The sequence below is a fragment of the Amycolatopsis umgeniensis genome, assembly GCF_014205155.1.
In the GTDB taxonomy this organism is placed as follows: Bacteria; Actinomycetota; Actinomycetes; order Mycobacteriales; family Pseudonocardiaceae; genus Amycolatopsis; species Amycolatopsis umgeniensis.
Window position 1 is genome coordinate 5,629,979 of the sequence record NZ_JACHMX010000001.1, and the last position, 15,113, is coordinate 5,645,091.

Consider the following 15,113-nt stretch of genomic DNA (forward strand, 5'->3'; position numbering starts at 1 on the left):
GCATGACATCGACCCTGGACTCCAGGGCGGTCGCTTCCCCTTCCGCGTCCACCCGGACGCGGAAGGGGAACGCGGCCCGCCGCCGTCGCACCGTCTTCTACTTCATCGCACCGGCGATGCTCGGGTTCCTGATCTTCTTCGGCTACCCGTTGATCGCCACGCTGTACTACTCGTTCACCCGCTACGACCTGATCAACGCGCCCGAATTCGTCGGCTTCGACAACTACATCCGGATGTTCACCAGCGAGCCGCTGGTCGGCACCGCCGCCTACAACACGCTGTGGCTGGTGATCGTCCTGACGTTCTGCCGGGTGGTGTTCGCCCTCGGCACGGCGTCGATCATCTCCCGGCTCAAGTCGGGTGTGGGCCTGGTGCGGACGCTCTGCTATCTGCCCTCGCTGGCCCCGCCCGCCGCGGCGACCCTGGCGTTCGTGTTCCTGTTCAACCCGGAATACGGCCCGGTCAACGCGTTCCTCGGCGCTGTCGGCATCGACGGCGGCCTGTGGTTCAACGATCCGGCGATGTCGAAGCCCGCGCTGACCCTGCTGGTGATGTGGGGTTCGGGCGAGCTGATGATCATCATCCTGGCGGCGCTGCTCGACGTGCCGCAGGAACAGTACGAGGCCGCCGAACTCGACGGCGCCGGTCCGGTCCGCCGGTTCTGGCACGTCACCATCCCGTCGATCTCGCCGGTGCTGCTGTTCGGCGTCGTCAACTCGATGATCTTCGCGTTGCAGTTCTTCACGCAGGCGATCGTCGCGGGTTCGGCGGCCGCGGGCGCGGCCGACGTCGCGGGCAACACGAGATTCATCGGTGCGCCACAGAACTCGACGCTGACCTACCCGGTTTGGCTGTACGTCCAGGGTTTCCGGTACTTCAACATGGGTTACGCGGCGGCGATGGCCGTCCTGCTGTTCATCGTCTCGGCCGGGTTCACCTGGATTCTCGTGCGGCAGCTTCGCAAGTCCCAGCACCAGGAGGAGGGCGGATGACCACACTGGCCGAGCCCCGGCACACCGCCCCGGCGTCCGAACCGCCGAAGGTGCGGGTGCGGCGCCAATGGGACAAGAAGCTCTACTGGATCGCGACGCACAGCTTGGGAATCGCGATGGGCGTGATCTTCATGCTGCCCATCCTGTTCGTCTTCCTCACCGCGGTGATGTCCAGCGACCAGGCGCTTTCGTCCAACTTCTGGCCGAAGGAATGGCACTTCGAGAACTTCATCGAGGTGTTCGAAAAGGCGCCGTTGCTGCAGTACTTCGGCAACAGCATGCTGTATTCGTCGCTGGCCACGATCGGGGCGCTCGTTTCGGCGATCCCGGCGGCGTACGCGCTTTCGAAGCTGAAGTTCCGCGGGCAGAACCTGTTCTTCATGCTGACCGTGGCCGCGATGATGCTGCCGCCGCAGGTCACCGTCGTGCCGCTGTACGACCTGTGGGTGCGGCTCGGGTTCACCGGGACACTGATTCCGCTGATCGTGCCGTACTTCTTCTTCGACGCGTTCTCGATCTTCCTGCTGCGGCAGTTCTTCCTCACCATTCCGAAGGACTATCTCGAAGCGGCGAAGATCGACGGCTGCAACGAGTTCCAGGCAATGATCAAGGTGCTGATCCCGATGGCGAAACCGGGGATCGCGGCCACCGCGATGTTCTGCTTCCTGTTCACCTGGAACGACTATTTCGGTCCGCTGCTCTACACCGGTGAGACCCGCGACAGCTGGCCGCTTTCGCTGGCGATCGCGTCGTTCCGCGGGATGCACCACGTGGAATGGAACCTCACCATGGCGGCCACCGCGCTGATCATGCTGCCGGTGATCGTGCTGTTCGTGTTCGCGCAGAAGTCCTTCGTCAAGGGCGTCACATTCACAGGGGTCAAGGGATGAAACTGGCAGTCGTCGGTGGTGGATCCACTTACACACCCGAGCTGATCGACGGGATCGCCGGGCGGCGGTCCACTTTGGACGTCGACGAGATCGTGCTGATCGATCCGGACGCCTACCGGGTGGAGGCGGTCGGGGACTTCAGCAACCGGTTGCTGAGCCACGCCGGGCATCCGGCGCGGGTCCGCACCACCGCCAATCTCGAAGAAGGTGTCGAGGGCGCGTCCGCGGTGCTGATCCAGTTGCGGGTCGGCGGGCAGCGCGCGCGGCGCGGGGACGAGACGTTCCCGCACGCCTGCGGCTGCGTGGGGCAGGAGACCACGGGCGCGGGTGGCCTCGCGAAGGCGCTGCGCACCGTGCCGGTGGTGCTCGACATCGCCGACAGGGTCCGGAAAATCGCCGGTGACGACACCTGGATCGTCAACTTCACCAACCCCGTCGGCATCGTCACCCGCGCGCTGCTCAACGAGGGCCACCGCGCCGTCGGGCTGTGCAACGTCGCGATCCACCTCCAGCGCACGTTCGCGCATCTGCTCGGCGCCGGTATCGACGACGTCAAACTCGTCCACACCGGACTGAATCACCTGAGCTGGGAACGGCAAGTGCTCGTCAACGGCGAGGACCGCCTGCCGGAACTCCTGGCGGAGCACGCGGAATTCCTCGGTGAGCACGTCACCGCGCCGGTCGAGTGGATGCGGCGGATGAACGTCGTGCCGTCGTACTACCTGAAGTACTACTACGGGCACGACGAGCAGGTCACCAAGCAGCGCACCGAGCGGCCGCGCGCGGACGTCGTCAGCGACGTCGAGGAAGAACTGCTCAAGGTGTACCTCGACCCGGAGGTGGTGACCAAACCGGAGCAGCTGGAAAAGCGGGGCGGTGCCTACTATTCGGAGGCCGCGGTGCAGCTCGTGCACGCGCTCACGTCCGGCGGGCCCGCGGAGGAGCACGTCGTCAACGTCCGCAACGAAGGAACTTTCGACTTCCTGCCGGACGACGCCGTCATCGAGGTTCCGTCCCTTGTGGACGGAAAGGGGCCTCGCCCGATCCCGCAGGCGCCGGTGGAGCAGCGCTTCGCCGGGCTCATCGCGGGGGTGACCTCGTACGAGCACCTCGCGCTGGAGGCGGCGATCAAGGGCGGCCGGGACCGGGTGGCGGACGCGCTGCTCGCGCATCCGCTGATCGGCCAGTACACCAAGGCCGACCAGCTCGCGGACACGCTGGTGCAGGTCAATCGCCAGTTCCTGCCGTGGGCCGGGGCATGACGGCGGGCTCACGAGACGTCGTCGTCGCGATCGACGGCGGCAACAGCAAGACCGACGTCCTGATCGTCTCGCGGGACGGACGGGTGCTCGGGCAGTCGCGGGGGCCGGGCGCTTCCCCGCAGAACATCGGGGTCGACGGCAGCGTCAGCGCGTTGGAGAAGCTGGTCCTGGAGGCCCTTCGCGACGCGGGGCTTCCCGAGGAACGGCCGTTCGCGACGCATACGTCGGCCTACCTCGCGGGGCTGGATTTCCCACAGGAGGAGGAGATCCTGCACGCGGCGCTGGCCGCACGCGGCTGGAGCGACACGCTGATCGTCGGCAACGACACGCTCGCGCTGCTGCGCGCGGGCAGTTCCGACGGGACGGGCGTGGCGGTGGTGTGCGGCGCCGGGATCAACGGCGCCGGCGTCAGCGCCGACGGCCGTGAGCACCGGTTTCCCGCGCTGGGCAAGATCTCCGGCGACTGGGGCGGCGGCTACCGGCTCGGCGAGGAGGCCTTGTGGTGGGCCGTCCGCGCCGAGGACGGCCGGGGTCCTGGCACGGCGCTGCAGACCGCCGTCGCCGCGCACTTCAAGGCGTCGTCCGTGCTGGAAGTGGTGCGGCGCCTGCACTTCGAGGATCTGCACACCGACGCGATCCACGGGCTGTGCCCGCTGCTGTTCACCGTCGCGGCGGACGGCGACGAGGTGGCGCAGGACGTGGTCGGCCGGTTCGTCGAGGAGGTCGCGGTGCTGGTCGCGGTCATCCTGCGGCGGCTCGAACTGACCGAGGACACGCCCGAAGTCATCCTCGGCGGGGGAGTGCTGACCGGCGTCGGCGCGCAGGTGATCGCGGAGATCGAGCGGCGGTGCCTGAAGGTGGCTCCGCGCGCTTCGATCAGCGTCGTCGACGTCGCGCCCGTGGTCGGCGCGGCGCTGTTCGCCCTGGACACCATCGGCGCTCCTGACACGGCCAAGTCCGCCCTGAAGGCCGCGACCAAACGGGTCTGAATGTCCGTGAAGGCCTCCTTGAGGGACCCAGAGTCCCTCAAGGAGGCCTTCACGGACTAGCGGCTCAAGAAGCGGCGGGGACGAGGGGCTCGTCGGTCTCCAGCAGGGACTTGAGATCCGAGAGGATCCAGGCCCAGCCACCACCGGCGTTCTCGCCAGGTCCGGCGTTGACGTCTTCCTGCGAGCCGTTGACCAGCGCGGCCGTCGTCGGCGCGTCGGTGACGTCGTGGGTGACGGTCAGCCGGGTGCCCGCGGTCTTGGTCTCTTCGATCTCGTAGGTGAGCTTGGTGTGCGGCTCCTTGTCGAAGGCCGGGTCCATCCGCAGCTTCCAGGTGATGACCAGCTTGCGCGGCGGGTCCACCTCGAGGACCTCGCCGTCGACGAGGTCGTTCGTGAACCCGGCGTCGACGTAGTCCTTCGTCGGGTGGGTGGCGTGCTTGCCGCCCGGCCGCAGGTCGTAGTCGACGAGGCCGGTGTAGCCGTATTTCTGCGACCACTCGGGCTTCGTGATGGCGTCCCAGATCTTCTCCGGGGTGGCCTTGATGTAGACGCGGTAAACCTGGGTGTCGGTCATTGCGGGTCCTCGGTTTCCAGTTCGGCTTTGAGTCCGAGCAACGCGGTCACGTTGCGCTCGGTGAACTTGTCGATCCACCGGTCGTGGATCTGCCGGATCGGAACCGGGTTGAGGAAATGCTTCTTCTCCCGGCCCTCCTTGCGCGTGACGACAAGTCCGGCTTCTTCCAGCAGTTTCAAATGCTTCATCACACCGAACCGGCTCATGTCCACTTCGGACTCGAGCTCGGTCAGCGTGCGGCCGTCACGCGCGAACAGCTGGTCGAGCAGGAACCGGCGGGTCGGATCTGCCAGAGCCTTGAAAACCAGGTCGTCGTCGGGCACGAGGGAAGAATAGGTGACCAAAAGGTCACGTGTCAACCGGTGGCTTCGCTACAGGAGGGCGCCCAGCGGCAAGATCAGCGCGATCGCGGTCACGGAGATGATCGTCTCCATGACCGACCAGCTCTTGAGCGTCTGCCCGACCGAAAGTCCGAAGTACTCCTTGACCAGCCAGAACCCGGCGTCGTTGACGTGCGAGAAGAACAGCGAACCGGCGCCGATCGCCAGCACCAGCAGCGCGCTGTGCGACGGGTCCATGGTCGCCGCGAGCGGCGCCACGATGCCGGCGGCGGACACGGTCGCGACCGTCGCGGAGCCGGTGGCGAGCCGGATCGCGACCGCGACCAGCCAGCCGAGCAGCAGCGGCGACAGGTTCGCGCCGGTCGCCAGGCCGGTGATGACGTTGCCGACCCCGGCGTCGACCAGCGTCTGCTTGAAGCCGCCGCCCGCGCCGACGATGAGCAGGATGCCGGCGATAGGCGGGAGCGAATCGGCAACGGTGGACGCCAGCTTGTCGCGCGTGAAGCCCGCGGACTTGCCGAGGGTGAGCATGCCGAGCAGGACCGCGGCGAGCAGGGCGACCAGCGGGTCACCGATGAAGTCGAGCACGCGGCGGACGTGGTTCTCCTTGTCCAGCAGGATGTCCGCGAGCGCCTTGCCCATCATCAGCACGACCGGCAGCAGCACGGTGGACAGCGTCGCGAGGAAGCCGGGGCGCCGTCCTTCTTCGGACGAAGACTCGGGGACGAGCCGCCCCGGCGCGACGGCGTCCGGGACCATTTTCGCGGCGAGCCTGCCGAACAGCGGTCCGGCGATGATCACCGTCGGGATCGCGACGAGCAGGCCGAAGGCCAGGGTGAGGCCGATGTTGGCGTTCAGCGCGCCCGCGGCGGCGAGCGGCCCGGGGTGTGGCGGGACGAGACCGTGCAGCACCGAAAGCCCCGCGAGTGCCGGAATTCCCAGCAGCAGCAACGGTTTCCCGGTGCGCTTGGCGACAAGCAGGATCACCGGGATCAGCATGACCAGGCCGATCTCGAAGAACATCGGCAGCCCGATCAGCGCGGCGACCAGCGCCATCGCCCACGGGAGCGTGCGATTGCCCGCGCGGCGCAAAATGGTGTCGACGATCTGGTCCGCGCCGCCGGAGTCGGCGAGCAGCTTGCCGAGCATCGCGCCGAGCGCGATCAGCACGCCGACCGAGGCGACGGTGGAGCCGACGCCGGAACTGAAGCTCTTGATCAGCTTGTCCACCGGCATGCCCCCGACGAGCCCGAGTACGCCGGAGCCGAGGATGAGGGCCAGGAACGGATGCTGTTTCGCCTTGGTGATCAGGAGGACGATCACGGCGATGGCGAGCACGGTCGCGCCGATGAGGCGTGTGTCGTGCCCGGTCCAGGAGGCGGCGAGAGTGGTGGTCATCAGCGGTCCTTGAAGGCGGAGAGGGTGGCGTCGACGATCTCTTCCGGCGTCTTCGCGATGTCCGCGATGAGGCCGAACTCGTCCGGCTGCAACGGTTCGAGGTCGGCGAGCTGGGAGTCCAAAAGGGACACCGGCATGAAGTGGCCGGAGCGGGTCTTCATCCGGCTCGCGAGCAGGTCGCGGTCGCCGTGCAGGTGCAGGAACCAGACATCGCTGCCGCCGCGCAGGATGTCGCGGTAGCGATACTTGAGCGCGGAAGAGGTGACGACGCCGCCCGAGTCCCGGTGGTGCCGGATCCAGTCGGCGATGGCTTCGAGCCAGGGTTGCCGGTCCTCGTCGTTCAGCGGGTGGCCGGAGCTCATCTTGTCGATGTTCGCCTGCGGATGGAACGTGTCGGCCTCGGCGTAGTCCACGCCGAGGCGTTCGGCGAGTGCCGTGCCCACGGTCGTCTTGCCCGAGCCGGAAACGCCCATCACCACGATGACGGTCATCCGTACCTCCCACGTCGCTGTAGCCCGACGAGTACAGCTCAAAAGTACTACTTAAGCAACATCAAGTACTACTTAATCGAATCAGAACGTTAAGGTCGCCTGGTGGGCAATGACAGGCATGCCGAAATGCTCGACGCGCTCGGCTCCGCGATCGCGAACGGGCAGCTGCCACCGGGTTCCGTGCTGCGCTCCGACGAGCTCCAAGAGCGGTTCGGCGCGTCGCGCACGGTGGCGCGCGAGGTGGTGCGCGTCCTCGAAACGATGTGCCTGACCAGCAGCAAGCGCCGGGTCGGGATGACCGTGCGCGAGCCGCGTGACTGGAACCATTACGACCCGAGACTGCTCCGCTGGCAACTCGACGGGGCCGAGCGGAAGACCGCGCTGCGCACGCTGACCGAGTTGCGCTCCGGCGTCGAACCGTGCGCGGCGAGGTTCGCGGCGCTGCGGGCGACGCCGGAAGAAGGCGGCCGGCTCCGGGCCTTGGCGAAGCGGCTGGAGGAGACAGCGCATCAGCGGGACCTCGTGACTTTCCTGGAGCATGACGTCGCTTTCCACGATCTGCTGCTGACCGCGTCGCGGAATCCGATGTTCGCGCAGCTTTCCGCCGTCGTCGCCGAAGTGCTCGCCGGGCGTACCGGGCACGGGCTGATGCCGGAGGAACCACAGCCCGAGGCCGTCGCGCTGCACGTCGAGGTCGCGGCCGCCGTCGACGCCGGTGACCCTGACCGGGCCGAACGCGCGATGCGGGACATCGTCATCCAGGCGCGTGACGAGATGGCCGTCCTTCTGGACGGATGATGTTCGAGTAACCTCTGCAGGTCTTCGAGGGAACTGCATGCGGGGGGCGACGGTGAGCGCGGCGCGCGCGATCGGTTTGGTGTTGGGGGTGGCCGCGGACGGGGCGATCGGGGATCCCCGGTCACGGCCTCCGGTGACGGCGTTCGCGAGGGCGGCTTCGGCGATGGACGCGAAAGTCCGGTCGAAGCATCCGGCGGCCGGACTACTGTGGACCGGCGGCCTCGCGGGTTCCGCCGTGCTGGCGGGCTTTCTCGCCGAACGCGCCGGACGGCGCAGCCCTGTCCTGCAGGCGACCACGACCGCGGTGACCACCTGGGCCGTACTCGGCGCCGCCGGTCTGGCCGCGCACGGTACTTCGCTGGCGCGGGATCTCGAGGAAGGCGACCTCGGGACCGCGCGCGGCACACTGTCCACACTGGACCCCCGCGTCGCCGACGACCTCGGCGTCATCGGCCTCTCGCGCGCTTCGGTGGAGACGCTCGCCGAGAACACCGCGGACGTCGTCATCGCGCCGCTGGTGTGGGGAGCGCTGGCCGGTGTGCCCGGCCTGCTCGGCTCGCGCGTGATCAGCCTGCTGCGCGGCCTCGGCCGGGGGCGTCCCGAACGGTACCGCTGGCTGGTCGCCCGGCTGGATGAAATCGTCCATCTCGTGCCGACGCGGGTCGCGGCCGGGCTGACCGTACTCGCGGCCCCGGTCGTCGGCGGTTCGGCGGGCGGCGCGTGGCGGGCGTGGCGGCGGGACACGACCGCGCACCCGAGCCCGAACGCGGGCCGCGTCGAAGCCGCGTTCGCCGGGGCGCTGGAGATCCGGGTCGGCGGGCGGACGGTGTACCCGCACGGCGTCGAAGAACTGCCGGTGCTCGGCATCGGCCGCAACCCGGACGCCGGTCACGTGACGCGGGCCGTGGAGCTTTCGCGGGTGGTCGGGTGGCTGGGCGCGATCAGCTCGGTGGTGCTGGCGGTCCTGGTCGGTCTGCGGCGGCGAAAGCGCTGAGCCGCGGGAGCAAGGGACCTTTGCTATCGCCGGGGGGCTTGACCTGCGGAAAGAGAGCGGGGGACCTTTGCTGTCGCGTGGGGGTGTGTGGAAATAGGGACGTTGAGTGTCCCTATTTCCACACACCCCCACCCTGTGACCGTGTGGATTTTGGGACGTCAGATGTCCCAAAATCCACACGGTCACCGCGGGGGAGCGGGGGACCTTTGCTATCGCCGGGGCTCTGACCAGCGGAAAGTTTCTCGCCCCAAGTACCTGAAGGGCCTTCAGGTACTTGGGGAAGTGTGAAGGTCGAGTTTCCTCGGCTGAGCCGAGGGGAAGAAGTCCTGCACGTGCATTGATGGCGCCGAAGTCAGAGGCCACGCCGGGCCGGGTGAGGGGAACTTTGAGGGACCCTGAGTCCCTCAAGGAGTCCTTCACGGATACCGCGGCCCCTGCTTGCCGCAGGTCAGCGCCGTACCTGCCACTCACGAGCGAGAGCCGTGAGCTCCCCGCCGCGCCAGCTGCGCCCGCGCCCGCCCGTCTCCCGGGCCGTCGCGCCGCTCCAGTTCCGCGTCGATCCGCGACCGGTCCGCCGGCTGCTTGTTCCCACCGAACTTGAACTTCGCCCGCACACCCGTCACGGTCAGCGCGACGCCGCGGATACCGGGGAGCAGCCGTTTGTCCGGCGCCTCGGTGGCGCTCACGGCGACACGGTCCCCGGAAGGCTCGAAGTGCGCGAGCTGCCGGTCCAGGAGCGCGGCCTTCTCCGCGGCGTCATCGACCAGCCGGACGTCGCATTCGAGCTGCACCGACGCGTAGTACGACGTCGGGACGCCGTGCGGTGGGTCGGCGGGGGTGTTCCAGCCGGATCGGATGTAGGTGTGGTCGTCGGTCACCGCGAGCAGCGCCCGCGGGTGTTCCTCCAGCAGCGGCCACACCGGGTTGGGGCGCGCGAGGTGCAGCAGGACCGTCCGGTCGCCGTCGTAAACGAAGTGCACCGGGTTGACGACCGGCAGGTCGCGGCCCGCTCCGCCGGCGATGAGCTGGCCGAAGTCGTGGTCGGAGAGCCAGGCCCGCCATTCGGCGTCGTCGTGGGCGGCGTCCCACGGGTGAATCAGCATGATCGAGTATGAGCACGCGGAATGGACCTATAAAAGGGCCAGTTTCGCGTCAGATCAGGTGGCCACTTCGGAGTGCTCGTCCTCGGCCAGCATCTCCGCGACGCTCTTGCGGCGCTGCGGCCGTTGCGTGGTCAGCGCGCCGCCCGGCTTCAGTTCGCGGACGGTGAAGTACAGCCAGCCCATCAACGCCATGGCCCCGAACGCGATCCACTGGAGCGCGTAGGAGAAGAACGGTCCCGCGTCGGTCTGCGGCAGCGGCAGCGCGCCGAGTACGCCGGGCTGGTTCTGGTCGAGCTGGAAGTAGCCAGGCCGGATGTCCAGCTTCGCGGCCCGCGCGACGACCTGGGAATCGACGACGTAGCTCTGCAGCTGCCCGCCTGTCGAGTCGTCGGCGAAAGCGTCGCGGTTCTTCCCGTCCCTCTCGTCGTGACGCGCCCGCGTGACGATGTCGACCGTCCCGGCGGGAGGCGCGGCGAAGGGGAGGGCGCGCGACTTGTCGTCGAGCCGGACGTACCCGCGGTCCACCAGCACGACCGTGCCTTCGACGGTCCGGAACGGTGTCAGCACCTCGAAGGCCGCTTCGCCCTGTACGGAGCGCAGACGGGCCACGACCTCGCCCTCGGGCAGGTACGTGCCCTTCATCGCGACCAGGTGCCATTCGGTGCGCTGATCAGGGGCGGCTCCACCGGGAAGCAGCTGGTCCAGCGACCTCGGCTGACCGGAGAACGACTCCCGCAGCGCCGCGTTCTGATGTTCGCGCTCGTTGTCACGGGAGAACTGCCACGGCGCCAGCAGGGTGAAGCAGCACACGGCGAAGGTGAACACCACCAACGTCAAGGCCAGCCACCCGGGCTTCAGCAGGAACTTCAACCGCACCCCACCACGGTAAGCGGTCCGCCTCAGGCGTGTGCGCGCACCCAGTCGAGCAGGCCCGGAACGGACCGCTCGATCATGCCGAGGACGTCCTCGAAACCGTCGTCCTCGCCGTAGTACGGGTCCGGCACCTCGGCGCCTTCGGGCGCGGACGGGTCGAACTCGCGCAGCAGCCGGACCTTCGACGGATCCGACACCTTGCGCCGGAGGAACGACAGATGACTCTCGTCCGCCGCGAGCAGCAGGTCGGCGGCCAGATGCCCGCGGTCGACCTCGGCCGCGACGTGACCGGTCGGGTAACCGTGCTCGGCCAGCTTCGCGCGGGCCCGCTTGTCGGCGGCCTCGCCGACGTGCCAGCCGCCGGTGCCCGCGCTGGACACCTGGACGAGATGATCGAGACCGGACTCCTCGACCTTCGTGCGGAAGACGAGCTCGGCCATCGGTGAGCGGCAGATGTTGCCGGAACAGACGAAGACGATGTGCAGCACCCGATCAGTGTGAAGGCAGACCGAGATCGACCGCTCACCGGCTCCGAACGGCTACCGGGCGCGCGAAGCTGGAAAGCCGGGGCGAAGCGGGAGTAGACCTCCTGGAGAGAAACACGCAGGAAGGTCGCGTATGAGCGCACCAACACCCATCGTCGAGTCCCCGGCAACCGGGCTCCGGTGGTACCGCATCACCGTCACGCATCCGCACCCCTACGAGGTCGGGCGGATCCTGTCGGAGCACCACTTCGTCCAGGCGAGATCGCCGAAAGAGGCGATGACCAGGATGCCGTTGCACCTCCGGTCGAGCGCGTCCGTCGCGCCTTACCAGGTCGACCACTTCGACGTCCCCGACCACTCGACCAAGGCCTACCGGGCGATGCTCTGGACCGGCCGGGTCATGCGGGCGGCCGGTCGCTGGGCGATCAACAAGGACGCGAAGGCGCTGGAGTGAGTCGGGACTTCTGACGTGACCGTGTGGATTTTGGGACATCTGACGTCCCAAAATCCACACGGTCACCGTTCGAGCCCACCCCGTCCGGCCGCCCGCGACAGCAAAGGTCCCTTGCTCTCTTCCCGCAGGTCAGCGGCCCAGGCGATAGCAAAGGTCCCTTGCTCCCGCCTCGCGGTCAGGGGCGCGAGCAGGCCGACCGGACCGCTTCCCCGAGCGCGCCCGCGTGCAGCCGGTCCAGCGCGCGCCGCGCGTCGACCAGCCGCACCGTGACCGCCAGCCGCGCGTCGCACGACCGCCGCGCCCGCGCGTCCCGGGTCGCGGCGAGTTCGGTGAGCAGGCCCGCGTTGAGCCGGTCGATCACCGGCCGGACCTCGGTCGCCAGATCGGGCCGCCCGGGCGGCCGCGTGCCGGGGTGCTCGGTCCAGCGCGTGTAAAGGCCGCGCTGCACGACCTTGTTCGCCTCGATCTGGTCGCGGAAGAACCGCACCACGCCGTCCGCGTCGAGACCGAGGCCGGGCGCCTTCGCCGCCACCGAGTCGAGGATCTGCTGTTCGCGCACCGGGTCGTCGATCGGCGACGGCGTGCCGAACTTCGCGGCCGCGACCTTGTCGGCGATCTGCACGCGTTGCGCGGCGAGGTCGGTCAGTTTCCAGAAACCCGGAGACGCCGACGCCGGCGCGGGCACCGCCAGCAGCCCGGTCACGAGCAACACACAGAGCACCCGAAGTCGCATGCCCGGAAACGCTACATGCGAAAATCCCCGGGTGCCCGCGCTAGCCGAAGTCATCGCCGCCCTGGAGCAGGCGTACCCGCCCGAACTCGCCGAATCGTGGGACGCCGTCGGACTCGTCTGCGGCGACCCGGCCGAGAACGTGGACAAGGTCCTGTTCTGCGTCGACCCGGTCGACGAGACCGTCGACGAGGCGATCGCCGACGGCGCGCAGTTGATCGTCGCGCACCATCCGCTGCTGCTGCGCGGCGTCCACGGCGTCCCGGCCGACAGCACCAAGGGACGCCTCGTGCACCGCCTGATCCGCGCCGGTGTCGCCCTCTACTGCGCGCACACCAACGCCGATTCCGCGTCGCCCGGAGTCTCCGACGCGCTCGCCGACGCGATCGGCCTGACCGTCCTCGGCCCGCTCGATCCCCGCGAGGACGGCGTCACCGGAATCGGCCGCATCGGCGAACTGCCCGCGCCCGAACCGTTCTCCGCCTTCGTCGAACGCGTCGCGAACGCCTTGCCCCGCACGGAACCCGGCGTCTACGGCGCGGGCGATCCGGCGCGCCCGATCCGCCGCGTCGCCGTTTCCGGCGGCTCCGGCGACAGCTATCTCAAACGGGCCACCGCCGCCGGGGTCGACGCGTACGTCACCGCCGATCTCCGGCATCATCCCGCGGGCGAGCACCTCGCCGAGATCACCGAAGTCCCCGCCCTGGTCGGCGTCACGCACTGGGCGAGCGAATGGCCGTGGTGCGAGCAAGCCTCGGGCGTCGTCCGCGCCGCGTTTGCGGGTAACGTCGACGTTCACGTCTCCACGCGGTGCACCGACCCGTGGACGCTACGGGCCACCCGAACCGAGCACTAAGAAACTCCAAGGAGCACCGTGAAGGCCGACCCCGCCGTCCAGCGCCAGCTGCTCGAACTCGCGAAGGTGGACGCCGAACTCTCGCGTACCGCCCACCGCCGACGCACCCTGCCGGAGATCGCCGAGATCGACGCGGGCGAGAAGACGGTCCGCGATCGACGCGACGCGCTGGTCTCGGTCCAGACGGCGGCGTCCGACCTCGACCGCGAGATCGCCCGCCAGGAGAAGGAGATCGAGTCGGTGCGCGCCCGCGGAGACCGCGACCGCAAGCTGCTCGAATCCGGTTCGGTCGCGGCGAAGCAGATGACCGACATCGAGCACGAGCTGAACAGCCTCAACCGGCGTCAGTCCGCGCTCGAGGACGACCTGCTCGAACTGATGGAACGTCGCGAGGCGCTCGACCTCGACGCCCAGCGCACCAGCGCCGAGGTCGCGAAGGCCGAGGGCGAGGTCGCCGACGCCGTCCGACGCCGCGACGAGAACTTCGTCGACTTCGACACCACGAAGGCCCGCCGCGACGAGGACCGAGCCAAACTCCTGCCACGGTTCCCGGAAGACCTGATGAAGCTCTACGAGCGGGTCCGGGCACACAAGGGCATCGGTGCCGCGCTGCTGCGGGCCCGCCGCTGCGGCGCCTGCCAGCTCGACATCGACCGCCGCGAGATCGCCGAGATCAAGGCCGCCCCCGAGGACAACGTCATCCAGTGCGAGAACTGCGGCGCCATCCTGGTGCGCACGCTGGAGTCCGGCCTGTGACCGACCACGTGCTGATCGAGGCCGACGGCGGCTCGCGGGGCAACCCAGGGCCGGCGGGCTACGGCGCCGTGGTCAAGGACGCGGCCACCGGTGAGGTGCTCGCCGAGCGCAAGGCGTACGTCGGCATCGCGACCAACAACGTCGCCGAGTACTCCGGCCTGATCGCCGGGCTCGCCGCGGCCGCCGAGCTCGGAGCGTCCACAGTGGACGTCCGGATGGACTCGAAGCTCGTGGTGGAACAGATGTCCGGGCGCTGGAAGGTCAAGCACCCGTCGATGCAGCCGTTGAACGCCGAGGCCAAGGAGCTGGCGGCGCGCTTTTCCCGCGTGCGCTACGAGTGGATCCCGCGTGCGGAGAACTCCCACGCGGACGGGCTCGCGAACGAGGCGATGGACGCCGGGGTCGAGAAGAAGCCAGAAGCACCGAAGACCGTGAAGCAGGACAGGATCAGCCCGGTCGGCTGGACCGGCGCCACCGGCACGCCGACCAAACTGCTCCTCGTGCGGCACGGCCAGACAGCGATGTCGGTCGACAAGCGCTACTCCGGCCGCGGCGACGTGCCGCTCACCGAACACGGCAAGCAGCAGGCAGCCGCTGCGGCGAAACGCCTCGGCGCGATGGAGGGCCTGGTCGTGGACGGCGAGGCCGCGCCGATCATCGCCTCGCCGCTGATCCGCACCCAGCAGACCGCGCAGGCGATCGCGGACGCACTCGGCGGCCGGGTCGAGACACACCCCGGGCTGATCGAGACCGACTTCGGCGACTGGGAAGGCCTCACTTTCAAAGAGGCCATGGACCGCGACCCGGAGTTCCAGACCGACTGGCTTTCCGACACGTCGATCGCGGCGCCGGGCGGAGAGAGCTTCGACGGCGTCCACCGGCGTGTCCGCAAGGCGCGTGACGAACTGATCGCGCGGTACGGCGGCCGGACGCTCGTGCTGGTCAGCCATGTCACGCCGATCAAGGCGCTGCTGCGGATGGGCCTGGACGCCGGGCCGTCGCTGCTGTTCCGCCTGCACCTCGACCTTGCCTCGCTGTCGATCGTCGAGTTCTATCCGGACGGCAACGCCTCGGTCCGGTTGGTGAACGACATCTCGCATCTGTCCTGACGCGAGGGAATGTGGCGC

The 15,113-nt window shown here is 68.7% G+C and carries 18 protein-coding genes; 10 read left to right on the forward strand and 8 right to left on the reverse strand.

Going from position 1 to position 15,113, the window contains the following annotated elements; translation table 11 throughout:
- The first annotated feature begins 2 nt into the window (after positions 1 to 2).
- The 4 genes from HDA45_RS26810 to HDA45_RS26825 are packed head-to-tail and all read left to right on the forward strand — an operon-like array spanning position 3 to position 4,133.
- On the forward strand, positions 3 to 992 hold the full coding sequence (locus HDA45_RS26810; RefSeq protein WP_184899825.1) for a carbohydrate ABC transporter permease: 990 nt from the start codon (positions 3 to 5) through the stop codon (positions 990 to 992).
- Positions 989 to 1,882 carry a carbohydrate ABC transporter permease gene (locus HDA45_RS26815; RefSeq protein ID WP_184899827.1) on the forward strand — a complete coding sequence of 298 codons (894 nt, stop codon included), beginning with the start codon at positions 989 to 991 and terminating at the stop codon, positions 1,880 to 1,882. Before HDA45_RS26810 ends, HDA45_RS26815 begins: the two co-directional genes overlap by 4 nt.
- On the forward strand, positions 1,879 to 3,144 hold the full coding sequence (locus HDA45_RS26820; RefSeq protein WP_184899828.1) for a 6-phospho-beta-glucosidase: 1,266 nt from the start codon (positions 1,879 to 1,881) through the stop codon (positions 3,142 to 3,144). Before HDA45_RS26815 ends, HDA45_RS26820 begins: the two co-directional genes overlap by 4 nt.
- Positions 3,129 to 4,133 carry a BadF/BadG/BcrA/BcrD ATPase family protein gene (locus HDA45_RS26825; RefSeq protein ID WP_184899830.1) on the forward strand — a complete coding sequence of 335 codons (1,005 nt, stop codon included), beginning with the start codon at positions 3,129 to 3,131 and terminating at the stop codon, positions 4,131 to 4,133. The genes HDA45_RS26820 and HDA45_RS26825 overlap by 16 nt, the downstream gene beginning before the upstream one ends.
- Before the next feature lie 64 nt (positions 4,134 to 4,197).
- On the opposite strand, the gene HDA45_RS26830 is transcribed toward HDA45_RS26825, so the two are convergent.
- The 4 genes from HDA45_RS26830 to HDA45_RS26845 are packed head-to-tail and all read right to left on the reverse strand — an operon-like array spanning position 4,198 to position 6,937.
- On the reverse strand, positions 4,198 to 4,707 hold the full coding sequence (locus HDA45_RS26830) for an SRPBCC family protein (RefSeq protein WP_184899832.1): 510 nt from the start codon (positions 4,705 to 4,707) through the stop codon (positions 4,198 to 4,200).
- Positions 4,704 to 5,030 (reverse strand): metalloregulator ArsR/SmtB family transcription factor, encoded by a 327-nt coding sequence (locus tag HDA45_RS26835; protein WP_184899833.1) that lies wholly within the window; start codon positions 5,028 to 5,030, stop codon positions 4,704 to 4,706. Before HDA45_RS26835 ends, HDA45_RS26830 begins: the two co-directional genes overlap by 4 nt.
- A 48-nt stretch (positions 5,031 to 5,078) precedes the next feature.
- On the reverse strand, positions 5,079 to 6,446 hold the full coding sequence (locus HDA45_RS26840) for a GntT/GntP/DsdX family permease (RefSeq protein WP_184899835.1): 1,368 nt from the start codon (positions 6,444 to 6,446) through the stop codon (positions 5,079 to 5,081).
- Positions 6,446 to 6,937 carry a gluconokinase gene (locus tag HDA45_RS26845; RefSeq protein WP_184899837.1) on the reverse strand — a complete coding sequence of 164 codons (492 nt, stop codon included), beginning with the start codon at positions 6,935 to 6,937 and terminating at the stop codon, positions 6,446 to 6,448. Before HDA45_RS26845 ends, HDA45_RS26840 begins: the two co-directional genes overlap by 1 nt.
- Before the next feature lie 126 nt (positions 6,938 to 7,063).
- Between HDA45_RS26845 and HDA45_RS26850 the strand changes: the two genes are divergently transcribed.
- The gene (locus HDA45_RS26850; RefSeq protein WP_184906078.1) at positions 7,064 to 7,735 is read left to right on the forward strand and encodes a FadR/GntR family transcriptional regulator; all 672 of its coding nucleotides are present in this window, start codon (positions 7,064 to 7,066) and stop codon (positions 7,733 to 7,735) included.
- A gap of 37 nt (positions 7,736 to 7,772) precedes the next feature.
- A complete protein-coding gene (locus HDA45_RS26855; RefSeq protein WP_184899839.1) occupies positions 7,773 to 8,729 on the forward strand; it encodes a cobalamin biosynthesis protein CobD/CbiB in 957 nt (318 codons plus the stop codon).
- A 467-nt stretch (positions 8,730 to 9,196) separates the two neighbouring features.
- On the opposite strand, the gene HDA45_RS26860 is transcribed toward HDA45_RS26855, so the two are convergent.
- From HDA45_RS26860 to HDA45_RS26870, 3 genes are read right to left on the reverse strand one after another with little or no spacing between them, the layout of a single operon-like run.
- Positions 9,197 to 9,832, reverse strand: a complete 636-nt coding sequence (locus tag HDA45_RS26860) for an FMN-binding negative transcriptional regulator (protein ID WP_184899841.1) — start codon at positions 9,830 to 9,832, stop codon at positions 9,197 to 9,199.
- A 54-nt stretch (positions 9,833 to 9,886) separates the two neighbouring features.
- A complete protein-coding gene (locus HDA45_RS26865; RefSeq protein WP_184899843.1) occupies positions 9,887 to 10,708 on the reverse strand; it encodes an SURF1 family cytochrome oxidase biogenesis protein in 822 nt (273 codons plus the stop codon).
- 23 nt (positions 10,709 to 10,731) lie between these two features.
- Complete coding sequence (locus tag HDA45_RS26870) at positions 10,732 to 11,193, reverse strand: arsenate reductase/protein-tyrosine-phosphatase family protein (protein WP_184899845.1); 462 nt, start codon at positions 11,191 to 11,193, stop codon at positions 10,732 to 10,734.
- Between the two features lie 130 nt (positions 11,194 to 11,323).
- On the opposite strand from HDA45_RS26870, the gene HDA45_RS26875 reads away from it, so the two are divergent.
- Positions 11,324 to 11,644: a hypothetical protein gene (locus HDA45_RS26875; protein ID WP_184899847.1), complete on the forward strand. Its 321-nt coding sequence runs from the start codon at positions 11,324 to 11,326 to the stop codon at positions 11,642 to 11,644.
- 175 nt (positions 11,645 to 11,819) lie between these two features.
- Here HDA45_RS26875 and HDA45_RS26880 read toward each other — a convergent pair whose 3' ends face one another.
- Positions 11,820 to 12,377 carry a chorismate mutase gene (locus tag HDA45_RS26880; protein ID WP_184899848.1) on the reverse strand — a complete coding sequence of 186 codons (558 nt, stop codon included), beginning with the start codon at positions 12,375 to 12,377 and terminating at the stop codon, positions 11,820 to 11,822.
- 31 nt (positions 12,378 to 12,408) lie between these two features.
- Here HDA45_RS26880 and HDA45_RS26885 point away from each other — a divergent pair, with 31 nt between their 5' ends.
- From HDA45_RS26885 to HDA45_RS26895, 3 genes are read left to right on the forward strand one after another with little or no spacing between them, the layout of a single operon-like run.
- The gene (locus HDA45_RS26885; protein ID WP_184899856.1) at positions 12,409 to 13,230 is read left to right on the forward strand and encodes a Nif3-like dinuclear metal center hexameric protein; all 822 of its coding nucleotides are present in this window, start codon (positions 12,409 to 12,411) and stop codon (positions 13,228 to 13,230) included.
- An 18-nt stretch (positions 13,231 to 13,248) separates the two neighbouring features.
- A complete protein-coding gene (locus HDA45_RS26890; protein ID WP_184899859.1) occupies positions 13,249 to 13,986 on the forward strand; it encodes a CT398-like coiled coil hairpin domain-containing protein in 738 nt (245 codons plus the stop codon).
- Entirely contained in the window at positions 13,983 to 15,095 is a 1,113-nt protein-coding gene (locus tag HDA45_RS26895) for a bifunctional RNase H/acid phosphatase (RefSeq protein WP_184899861.1), read from the forward strand. The genes HDA45_RS26890 and HDA45_RS26895 overlap by 4 nt, the downstream gene beginning before the upstream one ends.
- Positions 15,096 to 15,113 lie beyond the last annotated feature (18 nt).